Consider the following 17,773-nt stretch of genomic DNA (forward strand, 5'->3'; position numbering starts at 1 on the left):
ACGACGTCCCGCGGTCCCGGCTCACGCGCCGAGGTTGGTCAGCACGCCGGCGATGGTGGCCGTCATCAGCGTGGCGATGGTGCCGCCCAGCACCGCGCGCAGGCCGAAGCGCGCCAGGTCCTGGCGGCGGTCGGGCGCCAGTCCGCCGATACCGCCGATCTGGATCGCGATCGAGCTGAAGTTGGCGAAGCCGCACAGCGCGTAGGTCGCGATCAGCCGGCCCTGTTCGCTCAGCGCCACGCCCTCGACGCGGCCGTTGACGATCTCGGCCAGCTGCAGGTAGGCGACGAATTCGTTGATCACCACCTTCTGCCCGATCAGCGAGCCGACCACGCCCGCGTCCTGCCAGGGCACGCCGATCAGCCAGGCGATCGGCGCCAGCACCCAGCCGAAGATCGTGGCCAGGTCCAGCGGGCGGCCGATCGCCGCCTGCAGCCCGGTGATCTCGCCGAGCCAGGTCAGCGGCGCGTTGACCATGGCGATCAGCGCGATGAAGGCCAGCAGCATCGCACCGATGTTCAGCGCCAGGCGCAGGCCGTCGCCGGCGCCGGCGGCGGCGGCGTCGATCACGTTGCTGGTGGTCTTCTCGACCTCCATCTTCACCGTGCCGCGGGTCAGCGGCTCGCCGGTTTCGGGGATCAGGATCTTGGCGATCACCAGCGTGGCCGGCGCGGCCATGATCGAGGCGGCCAGCAGGTGCTTGGCGTAGTAGGCCTGCTCGACCGGATCGCCGCCGCCGAGCATGCCGACGTAGGCCGCCAGCACGCCGCCGGCGATGTGCGCCATGCCGCCGATCATCATCGTGATCAGCTCCGACTCGGTCATGCGCGAGATGTAGGGGCGCACGGTGAGCGGCGCCTCGGTCTGGCCGATGAACACGCTGGCGCAGACGCTGGTGGTCTCGGCGCCGGACACGCGCATGACCTTCGTGATCGCCAGTGCCATCACCCGCACCACGAACTGCATGACGCCCCAGTGGTAGAGCACGCCCATCAGCGCGGCGAAGAAGATGATGGTCGGCAGCACCTGGAAGGCGAAGATGAAGCCGTAGGTCTCCACGTTCATCAGGCTGCCGAAGATGAACTCCGAGCCGGCGTTGACGAAACCCAGCAGCCGCACGAAGCCGTGGCCGAGCCAGTCGAACACGTCGCGCCCGCCCGGCACCAGCAGCACCAGTGCGGCGAACGCGATCTGCAATGCGATACCGGTGGCGACCAGGGGCCAGTCGACCCGCCGCTTGTTGTTGGAGAACAACCAGACAAGCCCGATCAGCACCGCCAGCCCGAACAGGCCGAAACCGACGCGCAGCAGTGCATCCATCCCTTTCCCCGGAGCGATTTCGTGCGAAACAGACGCGGCAGCCTAGAGCAGCGGGCTGTCCGCGGCAACTGCGACGAGGCCGCGCGGGCAGGGGTTTCGAGGGTCGCGCGAAGGGTCGGCGGGCGTGATCGGGGCCTGCGCGCGTCATTCCGAACGCCGCGGTGATTCCGGCGAGGTCGAACCATCCCGCCTCGTGGCGCCAGGCGGAAGCGGCGGTTTCCCGACGCAGGGGCGAGAGCCGGGTGCCCCCGCCCGCAGTCCGCGCCGCTACGCGTCGCGCGCGATCACCCGGTTGCGGCCGGTGCGTTTGGCCTCCTGCAGGCGCCGGTCGGCGCTGCCGAGCAGGGCCGAGGCGGTGGCACCGTCCTGCGGGAACGCGGCCAGCCCGGCGCTGAAGGCCAGGGTCACCGGCTCGCCACCGCGCTCGGCGGGGAAGGGCTGGGCGGCCAGGCTGCGGCGGAAGCGGTCGATCCGCTCCCAGGCGCTGCCGATCGGGCACAGCAGCACCAGCACGAACTCCTGGCCGCCGATCCGCGCCAGGTGCTCGTCCTCGCCCAGCATCCCGCCCAGGTGCTCGGCGATGTGGCGGATCGCGCGGTCGCCGCCGAGGTGCCCGATCTGCTCATAGACGCGGCGGAAGTGGTCGACGTCGACCAGCCCAATGGTCACCGTGCGGCCGTCGCGGCGCGCGGCCTCGAACATCCTCGGCAGGCGCTGCAGCAGCCACGCCCGGTTGGGCACGCCGGTCAGGCCGTCGCGTCCGGACAGTTCGATCAGCCGCTGCATGCGGTAGACCACGGTGCTGGTGAGCAGGGTCATCATCGCCAGCAGCAGCAGGCGCTGGCCCTGTCCGGCCAGCGACGGGGCGCTGCCGTTGATCGCCGGCACCGCGGCCGGAGTGAAGGCCAGCACCACGCAGGCCAGCACCGCGTACTGGACGATCGCCAGGCCGCCGACGAACGCGGTCAGGCGCCCGTCGCTGCGCAGCGCGGTGAGCGCGATGGCGAACAGGTAGAAGCACCACACCACCAGGCTGTCCAGGCCGGCTCCCGGTTCGCCGAGCGAGAGCATGACCAGCACGCCGGTGGTGGCGGTGATGTCCCAGGCGCCGGTGGCGTAGGGCAGCCAGTGGTGGCGACGATGGTTGCGCGCCAGCGCCAGCCACACCTGCGCCATGATGTTGACGAACACGGCCGCGCCCAGGCCCAGCAGCGTACGGGTGGTGTCGGCGCCTTCGAACGCCGCGGCCAGCGGCAGCACCAGCACCAGCAGCGACAGCAGCGCCCGCACCTTGGCCACCAGCAGCTCGCCGCCGGCGCCGAGTTCGAGCATCACCTCGTCGGGGCGGCCGAACAGCGTGGCGAGGACGCGCTTGAGCGGGACGGGTTCGTGCATCCGGGCGGCATCGGTCGGCGGGATCGCCGCGCGAGGATACCGCGCGTGCCCCGCCGCGGCGCACGGCCTCGCATAGACTGTCCGCCATGACCGTGCAGGAGCAGGTGTGATGCGCTATCGCCGACTGGGGAATTCCGGCCTGCAGCTGTCGGCACTGTCGCTGGGCGCGTGGCTGACCGCGGGCACGCGCCTGGGCCGGGGCGAGGCGCGCGAGCTGGTCGCGCTGGCCTGGGACAGCGGCATCAACTTCTTCGACAACGCCGAGAACTACGCCCACGGCGAGGCCGAGCGGGTGATGGGCGACGTCATCGCCGACCTGCGCCTGCCGCGCGACGGCTTCTGCGTGTCGAGCAAGGTGCGCTTCGGCTCTGCGGCAGATCCGCGCCCGACCCAGGCCGGGCTGTCGCGCAAGCACGTGCGCGATGCCTGCCACGACGCGCTCAGGCGCCTGCGCGTGGAGTACCTGGACCTGTTCTTCTGCCATCGCCCGGATCCCGACACGCCGGTCGCCGAAACCGTGTGGGCGATGGACGCGCTGGTCCGGCAGGGCAAGGTGCTGTACTGGGGCACCTCGGAATGGCCGGCGGCGCTGATCCGCGAAGCCATCCATGTCGCCCGCAGCCACCATCTGCATGCGCCGACGATGGAGCAGCCGCAATACAACCTGCTGCGCCGCGACCGCGTCGAACTGGAGTACGCGCCGCTGTATGCCGAGCACGGCCTCGGCACCACGGTCTGGTCACCGCTGGCCTCGGGCCTGCTGACCGGCAAGTACAACGACGGGGTGCCCGAAGGCAGCCGCTTCGCCCATCTGGGCGCGGACAGCCCGCTGCACGATCGCGAGCGCGGCGCCGCGCGGCTGGAACGCGCGCGCCGCTTCACCGCGCTGGCAGCCGAGCTTGGCGCGGCGCCGGCGCAGCTGGCGATCGCCTGGTGCCTGCTCAACCCGCACGTGTCCACCGTGCTGCTTGGCGCCAGTTCCACGGCGCAGCTGCGCGAGAACCTCGGCGCGCTGGCGCTGGTCGATCGCTTCGACGAGCCGGTATGGCGTCGTCTGGAGGCGGCGACGCGATAGCGGGGTCCATCGGCGGCAGGGATGCCACCCGCGCATCGGTTCTGTCTGCCAATACGTACTTTGGCTGGGGCTTCTTTGATGGATCACGATGCGTGCTGACGATGCAGCGCCAATGCGATCCCGTTGAGCCCTACCGGCCCGCGAAATCGAGCAGCGGCGAACAGCCTTAGCCAGTGCGCCGATCGACGGCAGTTGACAGTCTAATGAGAATCATTAGCATCAACGTTCCCGCTTGCCGAGGATCCCCCGATGCTGCTGAGCCACGCGTCCCCCGCGCCGCCCGCGACCGAACCGCCGCACGAGTCCGCACGCGGCCCGGCCGCCGCGGCCGAGATCGACAGCCTGCGCCTGTTGCAGGGCCAGCGCGAGCTGCGCATCCGCCACGGCAACGAGTACTACCGCCTGCGCCACACCCGCAACGACAAGCTGATCCTCACTAAATAAGTCCAGACCCGCGGCCACCTTCCGCCGCGCCACGCCCGCAAGCCCCGACCCGCCACCGCGGCCACCGCTGCGGCGTGTCGACCTGGACGTCGGATCGCAGCTGGCGTCCGCTGCCGAGGCGCGAGTACACCAGGCGCGACGACTACAACGCGATGAACGTCCAGAACCGCCACACCGTCGTCCCCGGCGGCTGGACGCACGAGCAGGACAACACCAAGACCGTGCGCCGTGCGGACGGCAGCACCGAGAGGACGATCGCGCGCGAGTCCGGCTTCAACGATTACCAGAAGGCCACCGATGTCGATTTCGCCCCGGCGTATGCGTACTGGAACGCGACCCGCGACTACTGGGCGCGGGTGCGGGCGCGCTGGGACGCAGCCCTGGCCGACCCCGCCGGACTCCGCATGAAGACGAAGATCGACGGGATGGCGATGATCATGCCGCTGTTCAACCAGGCCGGGATCGTCGAGGCAGGCGGGACCGTGCAGGACGCCGACATCGACCGGGTGTTTGCCGAATGGGTAGAGCGGGCGGACGCGGAGTTGCCGGCCGCCGGAAAGGGGCGAGGTTCGTAGCCCGGGCGGTGGTTCGGGGGCGTCGCTCTTCGCTTCAACCGCGGCAGCCGCCCCCGCAAAACGCGCTCCGGTGTGCTGTGCTCCCGCCAGCTCAGCCCATCGCGTCGATTCCGTCCGTGGTCCCGTTCGCCAGCTCGCGCACCGCGAACCCGATACGCCCACCATCTTCCGCGTCGAATGCGACGCTGGGCGGCCGCGGCGGCGCCGGTGGCGGTGGCGCATCCATCGGGCGGGGCGCGGCCGACGGTGCGGGCGGCGCTGGCGGAGACGGCGGCGCTGGGGGTGCCGGAGGCCAGGCCAGCTTCGGCACCACCACCTGGGTTCGGCCGGGCTTGCGGTCGCGCAGGTAGTCGACCTGCACGCGTGCGCCCTCGTCCCTGCCGCGCAAGCGCGCCATCACCTCGCGCGGAGTCGTGACCGCGTCGCCGTCCACGCGCCGGATCACGTCGCCGGCCTGCAGGCCTTCCATGTCGCCGGTCGACAGCACCAGGACGCCGCTGTCGGTGCCGAAATAGCGCCCCAGCTGCGAATCGACCGCGGCCAGGTTCAGGCCGTTCCAGCGGAATGCCGACAGCAGCCGCGGCGTCCTGCAGTCCTCGCCGCTGCAGTCCGCGCCCTCGCGGCTGAGGCGGATGACCTCGCGCCGCACCTCGGGGGGGATGCCCGGTGCCGACCTGAGCGCCAGCAGTCCTGCGTCCAGTTCCTTCCGCGCCACAGCGCGCGCGTGTTCGACATGGCCGTCATCCAGCCATTCGAAACGGCCACCGTCGCCGGTGGTGAACGCGAACGCGCGGCCGCCCGGCTGCGGCGCGACCGTCGCGCTGGCGGTGCGGCCGTCGCGCAGGTAGCCCAGGCGCGCGGGCTTGCCGGACTGCAGCTTGCCCAGCAGGGTGCGCGCATTCTGCATGCGCAGTTCGCCGCTGCTGCCCAGGATCGGGGTGCCGTCCACGGACACCAGCCGGTCGCCGCTGCGCAGCCCGGCCTTCGCCGCGGCGCCGTCGGGAGTGACGCCGGTAATGCGCACGCCGGCCTGGTCGTCGCCGCTGAGCAGCACGCCGACCATTGGACGCGACCGCGCCTGTGCGATCCGCTCGCGCGCGGCTTCGGCGATAGAGCCCTGTCGCCCGGAGAGTTCGGCCACGCGCTGCGCGGCCCTGCGCAACGCGTCGTGCGCCTGCTCGAGCTCCTTCGCGGCGGCGGCATCGTGCGTGGCCTGCTGCGCAGGGTCGTTCGCCGACGCGGTGCCGGCGAGCAGGACGGCCAGGGTGGCGGCCAGCAGTGGGAGAGGTCTGGGGTTCATGGCGGATCCCGATGAGGAGAAGTCAGTCGACGAGGACCAGGGCGCCGTCGTAGCGGGTGCCCTGCGCCGCCAGCCAGCGGCGGTTGCTTTCGAAGCCGGTGAGGCTGCGCAGGCCTTCGACGCGCTGTTGCCACAGCGCCACCTGCGTTTCGCGGTCGAGCCCGGGCCGGGCCAGGGCGGCGTCGATGGCCGCCAGCCGCTCTTCATAGGCCTCGGCGAGCACGGCCGCGGTGGCGCTGGAGACGCGGTCGTCGCGCGCCACGGCAAGCAGCGCCTCGAGCTGCGCGGATTCGAAGTACAGCTGTTCGAGCGGGTCGGCCGGCGAGGTCGCCGGCGGTTGCGTCACGGCCATCGCGGGTGGCGTCGCAGGATCGATCGCCATGCGCCAGGGCAGTGCCACCGCAAGCGACAGCGCCATCGCGCCCGCCGCCCAAAGTGGCCAGCGGGCGCGCCGCCGGCTGCGCACGACGCCGTGGACGCGCGCGTCCAGCCGCGCCGACAACGCATGCCAGCCGCCGGGCGGGGGCGCTTCGGGCGGCAGCGCCGCGAACGCCTGGGACCAGTCGCGGGGCGGGGAAGGGTGGTCAGACATGGGTGGGTTCCTGTGCCGGCAACGGTTCCGGCTCCAGAAGCGCACGCAGGCGGCGTGTGCCGCGCGCAAGCTGCGATTTGGAGAAGCTGGTGGTGCGCGCCATCAGCGCGCCGATCTCTTCGTGGGTGTAGCCCTCTGCGTGGTACAGCCACAGCACGCTGCGGGTCGGCGCGGGCAGGGCGGCCAGCGCACGCTGCAGCGCCGCCGCATCGGCCGCCGCCGGTGGCGGCGCGGCGAGTTCGTCGGCCGGCTCGTGCAGCTCCAGTTCGGGTCCGTCCGGATGCAGGCGCGCGCGCCGCAGCCGCATCAGCGCCTCGTTGACCGCGATCTGGCGCAGCCAGCCCCAGAACGGACTGTCGCCGCGGAAGCCGCCGATCCGGTCGATCACCTTGAGCATCGTGTCCTGCAGCACCTCGGAAGCCTCCTCCCGGTCGCCGCAGATGCGCAGCGCCATCGTGAACACCGGCCGCTCGAACCAGCGGTAAAGCTGCTCGAGCGCCGCACGCTCGCCGGCCCGCGCGCGGACCAGCAGCGCCGCGGGCACGTCGATGGCGAAGCTGGACGGGGCTGGTGGCTGGGGCGGCATGTACGGATATGGATGCGGCAGCGGCCGGAAGCGTCGCAGGCCCGGCGCGGCGATGCGCATGGCATCGGTCGGGGGCGGTCACACCCGGCCTGCCGCCGGCGTCACCGCCCTATACTGGAAATCACCTGATCGGAGGGGTATCCCATGGCTGGAGGCGTGTTCCTGACCGCGGTGCTGCTGGTGGCGGGCATCGTGATCCTGTTCAAGACGGTGCGCATGGTGCCGCAGGGCTACGAGTGGACGGTCGAGCGCTTCGGCCGCTACACCCACACCATGACCCCCGGCCTGCACTTCCTGGTCCCGGTGGTCTACGGCGTGGGGCGCAAGGTCAACATGATGGAGCAGGTGCTGGACGTGCCCAGCCAGGAAGTCATCACCAAGGACAATGCCGCGGTGAAGGTCGACGGCGTGGTGTTCTTCCAGGTGCTCGATGCCGCCAAGGCCGCCTACGAGGTGTCCAACCTCGAGATCGCGATGATCGCCCTGGTGCAGACCAACATCCGTACCGTGATCGGTTCGATGGACCTGGACGAGTCCTTGAGCAACCGCGAGACCATCAACGCCCAGCTGCTCAACGTGGTCGACCAGGCCACCAATCCCTGGGGCATCAAGGTCACCCGCATCGAGATCCGCGACATCCAGCCGCCGCGCGACCTCATCGACTCGATGGCGCGGCAGATGAAGGCCGAACGCGAGCGCCGCGCCGTGATCCTCGAGGCCGAAGGCCATCGCCAGTCGGCGATCCTGCGCGCCGAAGGCGAGAAGCAGGCCGCGATCCTCGAGGCCGAGGGCGAGAAGGAGTCCGCCTTCCGTGAAGCCGAGGCGCGCGAGCGCCTGGCCGAGGCCGAGGCCCGGGCCACGCAGATGGTGTCGGACGCCATCGCCCAGGGCGACGTGCAGGCGATCAACTACTTCGTCGCGCAGAAGTACGTGCAGGCGTTCGAGAAGCTGGCGACCGCGCCGAACCAGAAGTTCGTGCTGATGCCGATGGAGGCGACCGGCATCATCGGCTCGATCGCGGGTGTGGCCGAACTGGCCAGGGAAGCGCTGGCCAAGCAGCAGTCGGCGCCGCCGCGCAATCCGCCGCCGCCGCGTTCGACCTTCCCCGGCGAGGGCTGAGCGATGGACCTGCGCTGGGACGTGGTGGCCTGGGCGACGGTGGCGCTGCTGCTGTTCGCGGCCGAAGCGCTCGCGCCGGGCGCCTTCATGCTGTGGATGGCCTTCGCGGCGGTCGCGGTGTTCCTCGCGGTGCTGGCGGTGCCGGGGATCCCGCTGCTGGCCCAGGTCGCCGCATTCGTGGTGCTGAGCTTCGTGTCCATCCAGGTCTACCGCACTTGGTTCCGCAGCCGTGCCCGCGAGAGCGACCATCCGACGCTGAACCGGCGCGCGTTCCAGCACATCGGCCGCGTGCTGCCGCTGGAGCAGCCGATCGTGGCCGGGCGCGGACGGGTCAAGATCGGCGACGCGTTCTGGCTGGTCGAAGGTCCGGACCTGGCGATGGGGACGCCGGTGCGCGTCGTCGGTACCGACGGCGTGGCGCTGCGCGTGGAGCCGGCGGAAGGCTGAGGAACGGACGGCGGGTAGATCCTCCGCGCCGGAAAGACGTGCGGACCGGCAGACCGGTTCTCGTCGCATCGATTCGGCCGCATCACGCCATCGGAAAGACCGCGGCTCTGCAGTGAAGAGGCGGCAGGAGCCACCGAGCACATCGAGGGCGATTGTGTAACAGCCGCCGCCATCGCTAGCGTGCCCGGCCATGGGACACGATCACGACCACGCCAGCGCCGCCAGCATCCGCCACGAAAAGCCGTTGTGGTGGGCGCTCGGGCTGATCTTCGCCTTCATGCTGGTCGAACTGGCCGCCGCCTTCGCGACCAACAGCCTGGCCCTGCTCTCGGACGCCGCGCACATGGCGACCGATGCGCTCGCGCTGGGGATCGCGCTGGTCGCGGTGCGGCTGTCGCGGCGGCCGCCCGATGCGCGACGCAGCTTCGGCTACGTACGCACCGAGGCGATGGGCGCGATGCTCAATGGCCTGCTCCTGTTCGGCCTGGCCGGCTACATCCTGTGGGAGTCGGCGCAGCGGTTCCTGCAGCCGCCCGAGGTCGCCTCGACCGGCATGCTGGTGGTGGGCGTGGCGGGCCTGGCGATCAACCTGATCGCGATGCGCCTGCTGCACGCCGGCAGCGGCGAGAGCCTGAACGTCCGCGGCGCCTACCTGGAAGTGTGGGCCGACATGATCGGCTCGGCGGGCGTGATCGCCGCTGCGCTGGTGATCCACTTCACCGGCTGGCAGCTGGCCGACCCGATCATCGCCGCCGCGATCGGGCTGTGGGTGCTGCCGCGCGCCTGGACGCTGATGCGCCAGGCCGGGCACGTGCTGATGATGGGCGTTCCCGACGGCGTCGACCTGGCCGAAGTGCGCACGGCACTGGCCCGCCTGCCCGGCGTGGCAGGGGTGCACGACCTGCACGTGTGGTCGCTGGCCTCCAGCCGGGCGGCGATGACCGCGCACCTGGTGGTGGACGCGGCGGTCGATCCGAACGCCGTGCGCCAGCGCGCCGCGAGCCTGCTGCGCGAGCGTTTCGACATCGACCACGCCACCTTGCAGATCGAGGGCGCAGGCGACTGCCATGGCAGCGGCTGCGACGCCGGTCCCGCCGCGCCCGGAGATGGCGGCCACGCCCACCACGACCACGGTCACCACCACTGAGGTGCGCGGCGGCGCCGGTCCCGCGCCGGTGCGATCTGGGATAATCGGCGCATTCCCGCAACCGGATCGCGCCATGACCCGCAAGACCATTCTCAACGACAGCCACCGTGCGCTCGGCGCCCGGATGGTCGACTTCGGCGGATGGGACATGCCGATCCACTACGGTTCGCAGATCGACGAGCACCACCAGGTCCGGCGCGATGCCGGCATGTTCGACGTCAGCCACATGACCGTGGTCGACCTGCACGGCGGGCAGGCGCGCGCCTTCCTGCGCAGGCTGGTCGCCAACTCCGTCGACAAGCTCAAGCAGCCGGGCAAGGCCCTGTATGCCTGCATGCTCAACGAGCAGGGCGGCATCATCGACGACCTGATCATCTATTACCTGGCCGAGGACTGGTTCCGCCTGGTGGTCAACGCATCCACGCGCGAGAAGGACCTGGCCTGGATCGGCGCGCAGGCCGGACCGTTCGGCGTCGAGGTGCGCGAGCGTCCGGAGCTGGCGATGATCGCGGTGCAGGGGCCGAATGCGCGCGAGCGGGTGCTGGGGCTGATCGAAGGCGAGGATGCGGAGGCAGTCGGGGCGCTCGGCAAGTTCGCCGCGCGCGATGTGCCCGGCACGCGCTTTGGCGACCTGTTCATCGCGCGCACCGGTTACACCGGCGAGGACGGCTTCGAGGTGATCGTGCCCGAGGCCGGCGCGCTGTCGCTGTGGGATGCGCTGCTGCAGGCCGGGGTGAAGCCGGCTGGCCTGGGCGCACGCGACACGCTGCGCCTGGAGGCCGGGCTGAACCTCTACGGCCAGGACATGGACGAGACGGTCTCGCCGTTCGAAGCCGCGCTCGGCTGGACCGTGGCGCTGGACGAGGGGCGCGACTTCATCGGCCGCCCGCAGCTCGAACAGCACAAGCGCGACGGCGCACCGCGGCAGATGGTCGGCCTGGTGATGGACGAGAAGGGCGTGCTGCGCCACGGCCAGCGTGTGCTGACCGGCAGCGGCGACGGCGAGATCCTCTCTGGCACCTTCTCGCCCACGCTGGGCAAGGCGATCGCGTTCGCGCGGGTGCCGGCCGGCGACGTGTCCAAGGACGTGCGCGTCGACATCCGCGGCCGCGAGGTGCCGGTGCGGGTGGTCCGCTTCCCGTTCGTCCGCGACGGCAAGGCGCTCTGACCCGATCCGACCGGCGGCGGTTGCGGCGGCGCCTCCGGCCTTGGCTACACTATCCGTCCCTTCCCCTGAAGCCCGTACGAGAGCGGAGTCCCTGATGAGCGAGATCCCTGGCGACCTGAAGTTCATGAAGTCCCACGAGTGGGCGCGTGTCGAGGGCGACGGCAAGGTCACCGTCGGCATTTCCGACCACGCGCAGGGCCTGCTCGGCGACCTGGTGTACGTGGAGCTGCCCGCGGTCGGCGACAGCGTCGAGGCCGGTACCGCCTGCGCGGTGGTGGAGTCGGTGAAGGCGGCGTCGGACGTGTACGCGCCTGTCTCGGGAACGGTCACCGCGGTCAACAACGCGCTCGCCGACAAGCCCGAGACGATCAACGAGGACGCCTACGGCGAGGGTTGGCTGTACGTGGTCGAGGTCAGCGAACCCGATCAGCTCAACGACCTGCTCGGTCCGGACGACTACGCCGAGCTGCTCGAGGAAGACGATCACTGATCCATCACGCGACGGGCGTTCGACCCGTCGCGCATGCGGACGCCGCCACTGCCGCGGCGTCCGTTTCCTGCCACCGCAGGAACACGCACCCGCCATCCGCGCTGCGACTTTGGTTCGAGCCGAACCGGCGAAACGACCTCGCGACCTCCCTTCGACGGCATCGTCCGCACCGAAAAAGTTTGCGCACTTTTCGCGCAAACGGTCTTTGTGCGCCGCGCAACGCGCCCTTTCGAAACCTTTTGTTCAACCGCCGTACCGCACCGGTCGAAGGCCTTCGGCTGCGCCTCGAAGACCTTGCGCGACGATCGACGTTGCGTGCGAGCGCGCGCACCTGTTTTTCAAAACACGCTTGTTTTACGCGCTTTCGTTTCGATGCAGCGCAACCGGCGCGAACATGCGCCAGGCTTTCGCGCGACCGCGATGCATCCCCGGCGGTGCGTGCGTGGACGACGCCGCCGGATGCGTTGCGAAGAATTCGTGGCGCGGGGTGTTGACAGTTGAAAAAACCGTGATTAGGTTTCGCCCAACAGACGTTGCCGCAGAAGCGAGTGAGTCAGCACACAGCGAAAACGCGCAGCAAAAAAAACACCTCCGCCCCGAACTTCTACAAGGTGGATGAAGGCACCGTCTCCGCTGCGAAAACAAGACCACCTCTTTCCAGACACCTGCGCCGCATCGGGCCGCAGGTGTTTTCGTGTTACCGGGACCGCGTCCCCCCGAACGCGTTGTCCCTGCCGTATCCGTTCCGGCGCGCACGGCGCGCCGGCGGTTGTGCACGGGTCCGATACCCGCGCGCTGCTTGACCACTGGGCAGTAGTACTGCAAGTCAACTGACGAGGAGAGCCATCCCATGGCCGCGAAGAAAGCTGCAAAGAAGAAAGTCGCCAAGAAGGCGACGAAGGCACCTGCCAAGAAGACCGCCAAGGTCGCGAAGAAGAAGGTAGCCAAGAAGGCCGCCAAGAAGACGGTCCGCAAGGCCGCCACCAAGAAGGTAGCCAAGAAGGCCACCAAGAAGACCGCCAAGAAGGCGGCCAAGAAGACCACCAAGAAGGCCGCCAAGAAGAAGGTAGCCAAGAAGGCGGCGAAGAAGTCGACCCGCAAGGCCGCCAAGAAGGCGACCAAGCGTCCTGCCAAGAAGGCCGCGAAGAAGGCGACCAGGAAGGTAGCCAAGAAGGCCGCCAAGAAGTCGCCGGCCAAGAAGACCGCCAAGAAGGCGGCAGCGAAGAAGACCACCAAGAAGGCAGCGGCCAAGAAGAGCCCGCGCAAGGCAGCCAAGAAGCGGACCGCCAAGAAGAGCGCGGCCGTGACCATGCCGCCGATGCCGACGCCCCTGATCTGATACCCCGATCAGCCGTAACCGAAGCTCCTTCTCCGCGTGCCCAGGCGGAGAGGGAGTTTTTTTTGGTGTCTTGCGTTCGGGTTGGCCCCGTCGGGCAAAGCCCGGATGGGGCCTGGCCATCGAAGGCCCGCAGTGGGACCCGCCGCGACCGGCTGGTCGCGTCGCTGCCAGGGCGCTTCGTCCGCGGCGGAGGTCCGCAGCGCCATGCAGCCGCGCCTCCCCGGGATCAGCCGCAGCCGTGGCGGCCTTCAAGTTCGACATGCAAGGGTATCCGGCGCGCTGTGCCGAGGCTTGTGCTCGCCGGCCGGGTTGCGATGTGCGCGACGCGGCGCCTGGTGGGCTGGGCCGACCGCTGCGTCGCGCCCGGCAACTGCGCCGGGAAACGAAACACGCGCCGACCGCGCGGACCAGCCACACGCCCGCGCAGGAAGAGGTGTCTGCTGCCTGGCCGGACTGCATCGCTGCCAGGCGTGTCCGGCTCGTCGGACGAGGTCAGCGTCGCCTGCACGCTCCGGGGGCGGCGATCTCACGCGTCGTCATGCAAGGTTGCTTTCGCGATGTGCCTGGGCTCGAGGCCAGCGCTGCCTCAGCGCGGGCCGGCTTCGGCCTTGTCCGACTGTGGGCCGCCGCTGGCCGGCGTCTCCGCGCGGTCGGAGGCGTAGAGCGTTTCCATGTCGATATCCACGTCCAGCCACTGCTGCGCGGGCAGGCCGATGGCGCGATCCAGGATCGTGGGCAGCAGCCCCGAGGGCAGCGAGCTGTTGCTGTTCCACAGCACCACCACGCCCAGGTCGCGCTCGGGCAGCATCGCCATCAGGCCCCGATAGCCCTGTACCGCGCCGCCATGGAAGACGAGGCGGTGGCCGGCATAGTCGTACACGCGCCAGCCCAGCCCGTAGCCTGCGGAGTTCAGGCGCTCGCGCCGCCAGGAGCTGCCGCGGATTTCTCCGGGTGTGCCCACGATCGGCGCCTGCAGCGTCGCCAGCAACGGCGCGGGCAGCACGTCGGGACGGTGGCCGCCCTGTGCGAGCAGCCACTGCGCCATGTCGCTGGCGCTGGCATTGACGCCCGCGGCCGGGGCCAGGCGGTAGTAGGTCGGCTTGGGCATGAGCGACTTCCAGCCGCCGCCGGCGCGCACGTGCGGCCTGGCCCAGCGCGGGCTGGCGGTGATGCCGTCCAGGCCGAGGCTGGCATCGTTCATGCCCAGCGGCTTGAAGATGCGGCGCGTCACCGACTCGCTGTAGAACTGTCCGCTGGCGGCGAAGACCACGTCGCCCACCAGGCTGAAGGCGACGTTCTGGTAGCCGTAGCATTCGCCGGGGTCGCAGGCCATCGGCGCCGCCGCGAACCGCTGCACCAGGCTGTGGTACTCGGCATTGCTCTCGATGTCGCGGTCGTAGGTGTGGTGGCGCAGGCCCACCCGGTGGCTGAGCACGTCGGCGACGGTGAGCCGCTGCGCGGCGCCCGGATCGGCGAACTGCAGGCTGGGCATGAAGTCGGCCACGCGGCTGTCCCAGCGCAGCGCGCCTTCGGCCACCAGCATGCCGGTCACGGTGCCGGCGAACGACTTGGACAGCGATGCGAGCCGGAACACGGTGTGGGCGTCCACCGGCTCGGCATCGGACACATCGGTGATGCCGTAGCCGCGCGCGCTGAGGATGCGGCCGTCGTGGACGATCGCCATCGCCAGGCCGGGCACGCGCTGGTTGGCGACCAGGTCCTGCGCCATCGCCTCGAACAGCCGTACGTCGAAGCCTTCGGCCAGGGGCAGGCGCTTGACCTCGGCCGGAAGCGGGACGGGGCGGTCGGACGGCACCACCGGGACGATCGGCGCGGGCGTCGTCACATCCGCCGCGGCGGGTGCGTCACTGGTCCACGGCAACGGTGTCTGTGCGGCGACGGTCAGTGCGATCGCCGGCAACAGGCCGAGCAGCAATGCGCGATGCAGGCGTGTGCTGCGCGGCCGGGGAAGGTTCGCTTTCATCGGGACTGCCCCCTGCGTATGCTCTCGCTGCAGGCGATCATATGCGCCTGTTACCGCACTTGCATGAACAAGGGGAGGAATCTTCGTGAGTGGATTGATTCTGCTGGCGATCCTGGTGGGATTCGCGGTGCTGCTGGGCGGTTGGGCCATCGGCATCTACAACGGCCTTGTGACCGCGCGCAACGCGTTCAGGAATGCATTCGCCCAGATCGACGTGCAGCTGCAGCGGCGCTTCGACCTGATCCCCAACCTCGTCGAGACGGTGAAGGGCTACCTGACCCACGAGCGGCAGACGCTCGAGGCGGTGATCGCCGCGCGCGGCGCCGCGGTCTCGGGCCTGTCCGCGGCCAAGGCCAATCCGGGCGATCCTGCGGCGATGGCCGAACTCGGCCAGTCGCAGGGCATGCTCAACAGCGCGCTCGGCCGGCTGCTCGCGGTGGCCGAGGCCTACCCGGACCTCAAGGCCAACCAGAACATGATGCAGCTCACAGAAGAGCTGACCAGCACCGAGAACAAGGTCGCCTTCGCCCGCCAGGCCTACAACGACTCGGTCATGGCCTACAACAACCGGCGCGAGGTGTTTCCCTCGAGCATCGTCGCGGGCATGTTCAACTTCGCGCCTGCCGCACTGCTCGACATCCCGGCCGATCGCGCCGAGGTGCGCGAGGCGCCGAAGGTGCAGTTCTGAAGAGCCGGGATTGGGGATTGGGGATTCGGGATTGGAAAAGGCGGGAGGTTGCACCCGCCGTCCGCGCTCCGGTGCGTGCCGCTCCTGACCTTCCGAATCCCCAATCCCCAATTCCGAATCCCCACGCCCGATGAACTTCTTCGAACGCCAGGCGCAGGCGCGCCGCAACACGTCGCGGCTGGTGCTGCTGTTCGCGTTGGCGGTGGTGGGGATCGTGGTGGCCGTCGACCTGGGCGTGCTGCTGGTGTTCGGCGGCGACCCCGCGCTGCTGACCCTGTCGACGCTGCTGGCACTGGGCGTGGTCGGGATCGGTTCGCTGTACCGCGTGGCCTCGCTGCGCGGCGGCGGCGAGGCGGTGGCGCAGCAGATGGGCGGGGTGCCGGTGGCCGAGGACACCACCGACCTGCACCTCCGTCGCCTGCGCAACGTGGTCGAGGAGATGTCGATCGCCTCGGGCGTGCCGGTGCCCAAGGTCTACGTGATGGAGCACGAACCGGGGATCAACGCCTTCGCGGCGGGCTATTCGACCTCCGACGCGGTGATCGCGGTCACCCGCGGCGCGCTGGACCGGCTCAACCGCGACGAGCTGCAGGGCGTGATCGCCCATGAATACAGCCACATCCTCAACGGCGACATGCGCCTGAACATCCGCCTGATCGGCGTGCTGTTCGGGATCCTGATGCTGGGCCTGATCGGCCGCAAGATCCTGCAGCACGGCGGCACCGTGCGCGGGCGCGGTGCGATGCCGGTCCTGGTCGGTGCGCTGATCGCGCTGCTGGTCGGCTACGTCGGCCTGTTCTTCGGACGCATGATCAAGGCCGCGGTCAGCCGCAGCCGCGAAGTGCTGGCTGATGCCTCGGCGGTGCAGTTCACTCGCCAGACCAGCGGCCTGGCCGGCGCATTGAAGAAGATCGCCGGGCTGCACGACGGGTCGCGCCTGGCCGAACGGGCCGACGCCGAGGAGGTCAGCCACATGCTGTTCGGCGACGGCACCGGCCTGCGCGGCCTGTTCGCCACCCACCCGCCGGTGCTGCAGCGGATCCAGGCGCTGGAGCCTTCGTTCCGGGCCGAGAGCCTGGAGCGGCTGAAGGCGCAGTGGCTCACCGTGCCACCGAGCGGTCTGGAAGAGGACGTGCAGATGGGCCTGGCGGGGCCGGGGCACGGTTCGCTGCCGCAGCTGTCTGCGCGAATCGACCTCACGCCGCCGATGGTGTCCTCCCAGGTCGCCGATCCGCGCGACGACGACTATCGTCGCGCCGACACGATCGTGGCGACGATGCCGGACGAGCTGCGCGCGATGGCCGGGCGCCGCGACGGCGCCGGGATGCTGCTGCTGGGACTGCTGCTGGATGGCGACGCCGACGTGGCCGACCGGCAGCGCAGCGAGATCGTCGCCAGGCTGGGCGTGCAGGTCGCCGCGGAAGCGCGGCGGCTGCGCGAGGAGTTCCTGGAGGCGCTGCATCCGTTGCTGCGCATGCCGCTGGCAGCGCTGGCCTTCCCGGCCATGCGCCTGCGCCCGCGTCCTGAACTCGCCACCTTCCTGGACACCGTGCACGCGGTCGTGCATGCCGACGGCCGCGTGAGCCTGTTCGAGTACTGCCTCGGCCGCCTGCTGGAAGTCCAGCTGCGCGAGGCGCTCGACCCGGGGCGTTACGCGCGCTTCGGCCGGCGCAAGCCCGGCAACGTGCGCCGGGAATTCGCCACCCTGCTTGCAGTCGTCGCCCATGCCGGCAATCCGCAGGATCCCGAGGCCGCGCGTCGCGCCTATCTGGCCGGCATGCAGCGCGTGCTGCCGCGCGACCACCTGCCGTACGCGCCGCCTGCCGAAGGCGTGCTGGCACTGGACGCGGTCTGGGAGCCGCTGGACGCGCTCGATCCGCTGGCCAAGCAGGTCACGGTCGAGGCGATCACCGCTGCGGTGTCCCACGACGGCCGCGTGTCGGTGGCCGAATCCGAGCTGCTGCGCACGATCTGCGGCGTGCTGCATTGCCCGCTGCCGCCGATGCTCGAACGTCACTGAGGCGGGCCCGGGCGCGCGTGCGGCGCGTGCGCGCAAGACAACTGGCTGCGCGGATCCGAGGCCACGGCCACAGGCACGCGGCCT

The 17,773-nt window shown here is 70.3% G+C and carries 16 protein-coding genes and 1 pseudogene; 11 read left to right on the plus strand and 6 right to left on the minus strand.

What is annotated here, in order from left to right; translation table 11 throughout:
- Positions 1-21: 21 nt before the first annotated feature.
- Complete coding sequence (locus Q0863_RS01125; protein WP_298573719.1) at positions 22-1,320, minus strand: nucleoside transporter C-terminal domain-containing protein; 1,299 nt, start codon at positions 1,318-1,320, stop codon at positions 22-24.
- Between the two features lie 267 nt (positions 1,321-1,587).
- Positions 1,588-2,715, minus strand: a complete 1,128-nt coding sequence (locus Q0863_RS01130) for a GGDEF domain-containing protein (RefSeq protein WP_298573720.1) — start codon at positions 2,713-2,715, stop codon at positions 1,588-1,590.
- A gap of 109 nt (positions 2,716-2,824) precedes the next feature.
- On the opposite strand from Q0863_RS01130, the gene Q0863_RS01135 reads away from it, so the two are divergent.
- The 3 genes and pseudogenes from Q0863_RS01135 to Q0863_RS01145 all read left to right on the plus strand — a co-directional run.
- Positions 2,825-3,790, plus strand: a complete 966-nt coding sequence (locus tag Q0863_RS01135; protein WP_298573721.1) for an aldo/keto reductase — start codon at positions 2,825-2,827, stop codon at positions 3,788-3,790.
- A 249-nt stretch (positions 3,791-4,039) separates the two neighbouring features.
- Entirely contained in the window at positions 4,040-4,234 is a 195-nt protein-coding gene (locus Q0863_RS01140; RefSeq protein ID WP_298573722.1) for a hemin uptake protein HemP, read from the plus strand.
- A gap of 71 nt (positions 4,235-4,305) precedes the next feature.
- Positions 4,306-4,809 (plus strand): annotated as a pseudogene (locus Q0863_RS01145) (DUF6607 family protein); the annotation flags it as partial.
- Positions 4,810-4,900: 91 nt separating this feature from the next.
- Here the strand turns inward: Q0863_RS01145 and Q0863_RS01150 are convergent.
- From Q0863_RS01150 to Q0863_RS01160, 3 genes are read right to left on the minus strand one after another with little or no spacing between them, the layout of a single operon-like run.
- The gene (locus tag Q0863_RS01150) at positions 4,901-6,109 is read right to left on the minus strand and encodes a PDZ domain-containing protein (RefSeq protein ID WP_298573723.1); all 1,209 of its coding nucleotides are present in this window, start codon (positions 6,107-6,109) and stop codon (positions 4,901-4,903) included.
- 22 nt (positions 6,110-6,131) lie between these two features.
- Positions 6,132-6,701, minus strand: coding sequence for a hypothetical protein (locus tag Q0863_RS01155; RefSeq protein ID WP_298573724.1), 570 nt, complete (start codon positions 6,699-6,701; stop codon positions 6,132-6,134).
- Complete coding sequence (locus tag Q0863_RS01160; RefSeq protein WP_298573725.1) at positions 6,694-7,347, minus strand: sigma-70 family RNA polymerase sigma factor; 654 nt, start codon at positions 7,345-7,347, stop codon at positions 6,694-6,696. The genes Q0863_RS01155 and Q0863_RS01160 overlap by 8 nt, the downstream gene beginning before the upstream one ends.
- A gap of 84 nt (positions 7,348-7,431) precedes the next feature.
- On the opposite strand from Q0863_RS01160, the gene Q0863_RS01165 reads away from it, so the two are divergent.
- The 6 genes from Q0863_RS01165 (at position 7,432) to Q0863_RS01190 (ending at position 12,997) form a co-directional block, all read left to right on the plus strand.
- The gene (locus tag Q0863_RS01165) at positions 7,432-8,406 is read left to right on the plus strand and encodes an SPFH domain-containing protein (protein ID WP_298573726.1); all 975 of its coding nucleotides are present in this window, start codon (positions 7,432-7,434) and stop codon (positions 8,404-8,406) included.
- Positions 8,407-8,415: 9 nt separating this feature from the next.
- Positions 8,416-8,853 carry an NfeD family protein gene (locus tag Q0863_RS01170; protein ID WP_298575811.1) on the plus strand — a complete coding sequence of 146 codons (438 nt, stop codon included), beginning with the start codon at positions 8,416-8,418 and terminating at the stop codon, positions 8,851-8,853.
- Positions 8,854-9,043: 190 nt separating this feature from the next.
- Positions 9,044-10,000 (plus strand): cation diffusion facilitator family transporter, encoded by a 957-nt coding sequence (locus tag Q0863_RS01175; RefSeq protein ID WP_298573727.1) that lies wholly within the window; start codon positions 9,044-9,046, stop codon positions 9,998-10,000.
- A 73-nt stretch (positions 10,001-10,073) separates the two neighbouring features.
- Positions 10,074-11,168, plus strand: coding sequence for a glycine cleavage system aminomethyltransferase GcvT (gene gcvT / locus Q0863_RS01180; protein WP_298573728.1), 1,095 nt, complete (start codon positions 10,074-10,076; stop codon positions 11,166-11,168).
- Between the two features lie 94 nt (positions 11,169-11,262).
- Positions 11,263-11,658, plus strand: a complete 396-nt coding sequence (gene gcvH, locus Q0863_RS01185) for a glycine cleavage system protein GcvH (protein WP_298573729.1) — start codon at positions 11,263-11,265, stop codon at positions 11,656-11,658.
- Positions 11,659-12,508: 850 nt separating this feature from the next.
- A complete protein-coding gene (locus Q0863_RS01190) occupies positions 12,509-12,997 on the plus strand; it encodes a hypothetical protein (protein ID WP_298573730.1) in 489 nt (162 codons plus the stop codon).
- Positions 12,998-13,583: 586 nt separating this feature from the next.
- Here Q0863_RS01190 and Q0863_RS01195 read toward each other — a convergent pair.
- The gene (locus tag Q0863_RS01195) at positions 13,584-14,981 is read right to left on the minus strand and encodes a serine hydrolase domain-containing protein (RefSeq protein WP_298573731.1); all 1,398 of its coding nucleotides are present in this window, start codon (positions 14,979-14,981) and stop codon (positions 13,584-13,586) included.
- Between the two features lie 85 nt (positions 14,982-15,066).
- Between Q0863_RS01195 and Q0863_RS01200 the strand changes: the two genes are divergently transcribed.
- Both Q0863_RS01200 and Q0863_RS01205 read left to right on the plus strand, forming a co-directional pair.
- Entirely contained in the window at positions 15,067-15,669 is a 603-nt protein-coding gene (locus tag Q0863_RS01200; RefSeq protein ID WP_298573732.1) for a LemA family protein, read from the plus strand.
- A 130-nt stretch (positions 15,670-15,799) separates the two neighbouring features.
- Positions 15,800-17,689, plus strand: coding sequence for a M48 family metallopeptidase (locus Q0863_RS01205; protein ID WP_298573733.1), 1,890 nt, complete (start codon positions 15,800-15,802; stop codon positions 17,687-17,689).
- The last annotated feature ends 84 nt before the right edge of the window (positions 17,690-17,773 follow it).

The organism is uncultured Luteimonas sp., from assembly GCF_947492465.1.
Classification (GTDB): Bacteria; Pseudomonadota; Gammaproteobacteria; order Xanthomonadales; family Xanthomonadaceae; genus Luteimonas.

Coding starts and splice junctions, on each gene's coding strand:
- Q0863_RS01195 (WP_298573731.1), bottom strand. CDS start 14,981: ATGAAAGCGAACCTTCCCCGGCCGCGCAGCACACGCCTGCATCGCGCA.
- Q0863_RS01190 (WP_298573730.1), top strand. CDS start 12,509: ATGGCCGCGAAGAAAGCTGCAAAGAAGAAAGTCGCCAAGAAGGCGACG.
- Q0863_RS01165 (WP_298573726.1), top strand. CDS start 7,432: ATGGCTGGAGGCGTGTTCCTGACCGCGGTGCTGCTGGTGGCGGGCATC.
- gcvH (WP_298573729.1), top strand. CDS start 11,263: ATGAGCGAGATCCCTGGCGACCTGAAGTTCATGAAGTCCCACGAGTGG.
- Q0863_RS01125 (WP_298573719.1), bottom strand. CDS start 1,320: ATGGATGCACTGCTGCGCGTCGGTTTCGGCCTGTTCGGGCTGGCGGTG.
- Q0863_RS01160 (WP_298573725.1), bottom strand. CDS start 7,347: ATGCGCATCGCCGCGCCGGGCCTGCGACGCTTCCGGCCGCTGCCGCAT.
- gcvT (WP_298573728.1), top strand. CDS start 10,074: ATGACCCGCAAGACCATTCTCAACGACAGCCACCGTGCGCTCGGCGCC.
- Q0863_RS01205 (WP_298573733.1), top strand. CDS start 15,800: ATGAACTTCTTCGAACGCCAGGCGCAGGCGCGCCGCAACACGTCGCGG.
- Q0863_RS01130 (WP_298573720.1), bottom strand. CDS start 2,715: ATGCACGAACCCGTCCCGCTCAAGCGCGTCCTCGCCACGCTGTTCGGC.
- Q0863_RS01135 (WP_298573721.1), top strand. CDS start 2,825: ATGCGCTATCGCCGACTGGGGAATTCCGGCCTGCAGCTGTCGGCACTG.
- Q0863_RS01155 (WP_298573724.1), bottom strand. CDS start 6,701: ATGTCTGACCACCCTTCCCCGCCCCGCGACTGGTCCCAGGCGTTCGCG.
- Q0863_RS01175 (WP_298573727.1), top strand. CDS start 9,044: ATGGGACACGATCACGACCACGCCAGCGCCGCCAGCATCCGCCACGAA.
- Q0863_RS01140 (WP_298573722.1), top strand. CDS start 4,040: ATGCTGCTGAGCCACGCGTCCCCCGCGCCGCCCGCGACCGAACCGCCG.
- Q0863_RS01150 (WP_298573723.1), bottom strand. CDS start 6,109: ATGAACCCCAGACCTCTCCCACTGCTGGCCGCCACCCTGGCCGTCCTG.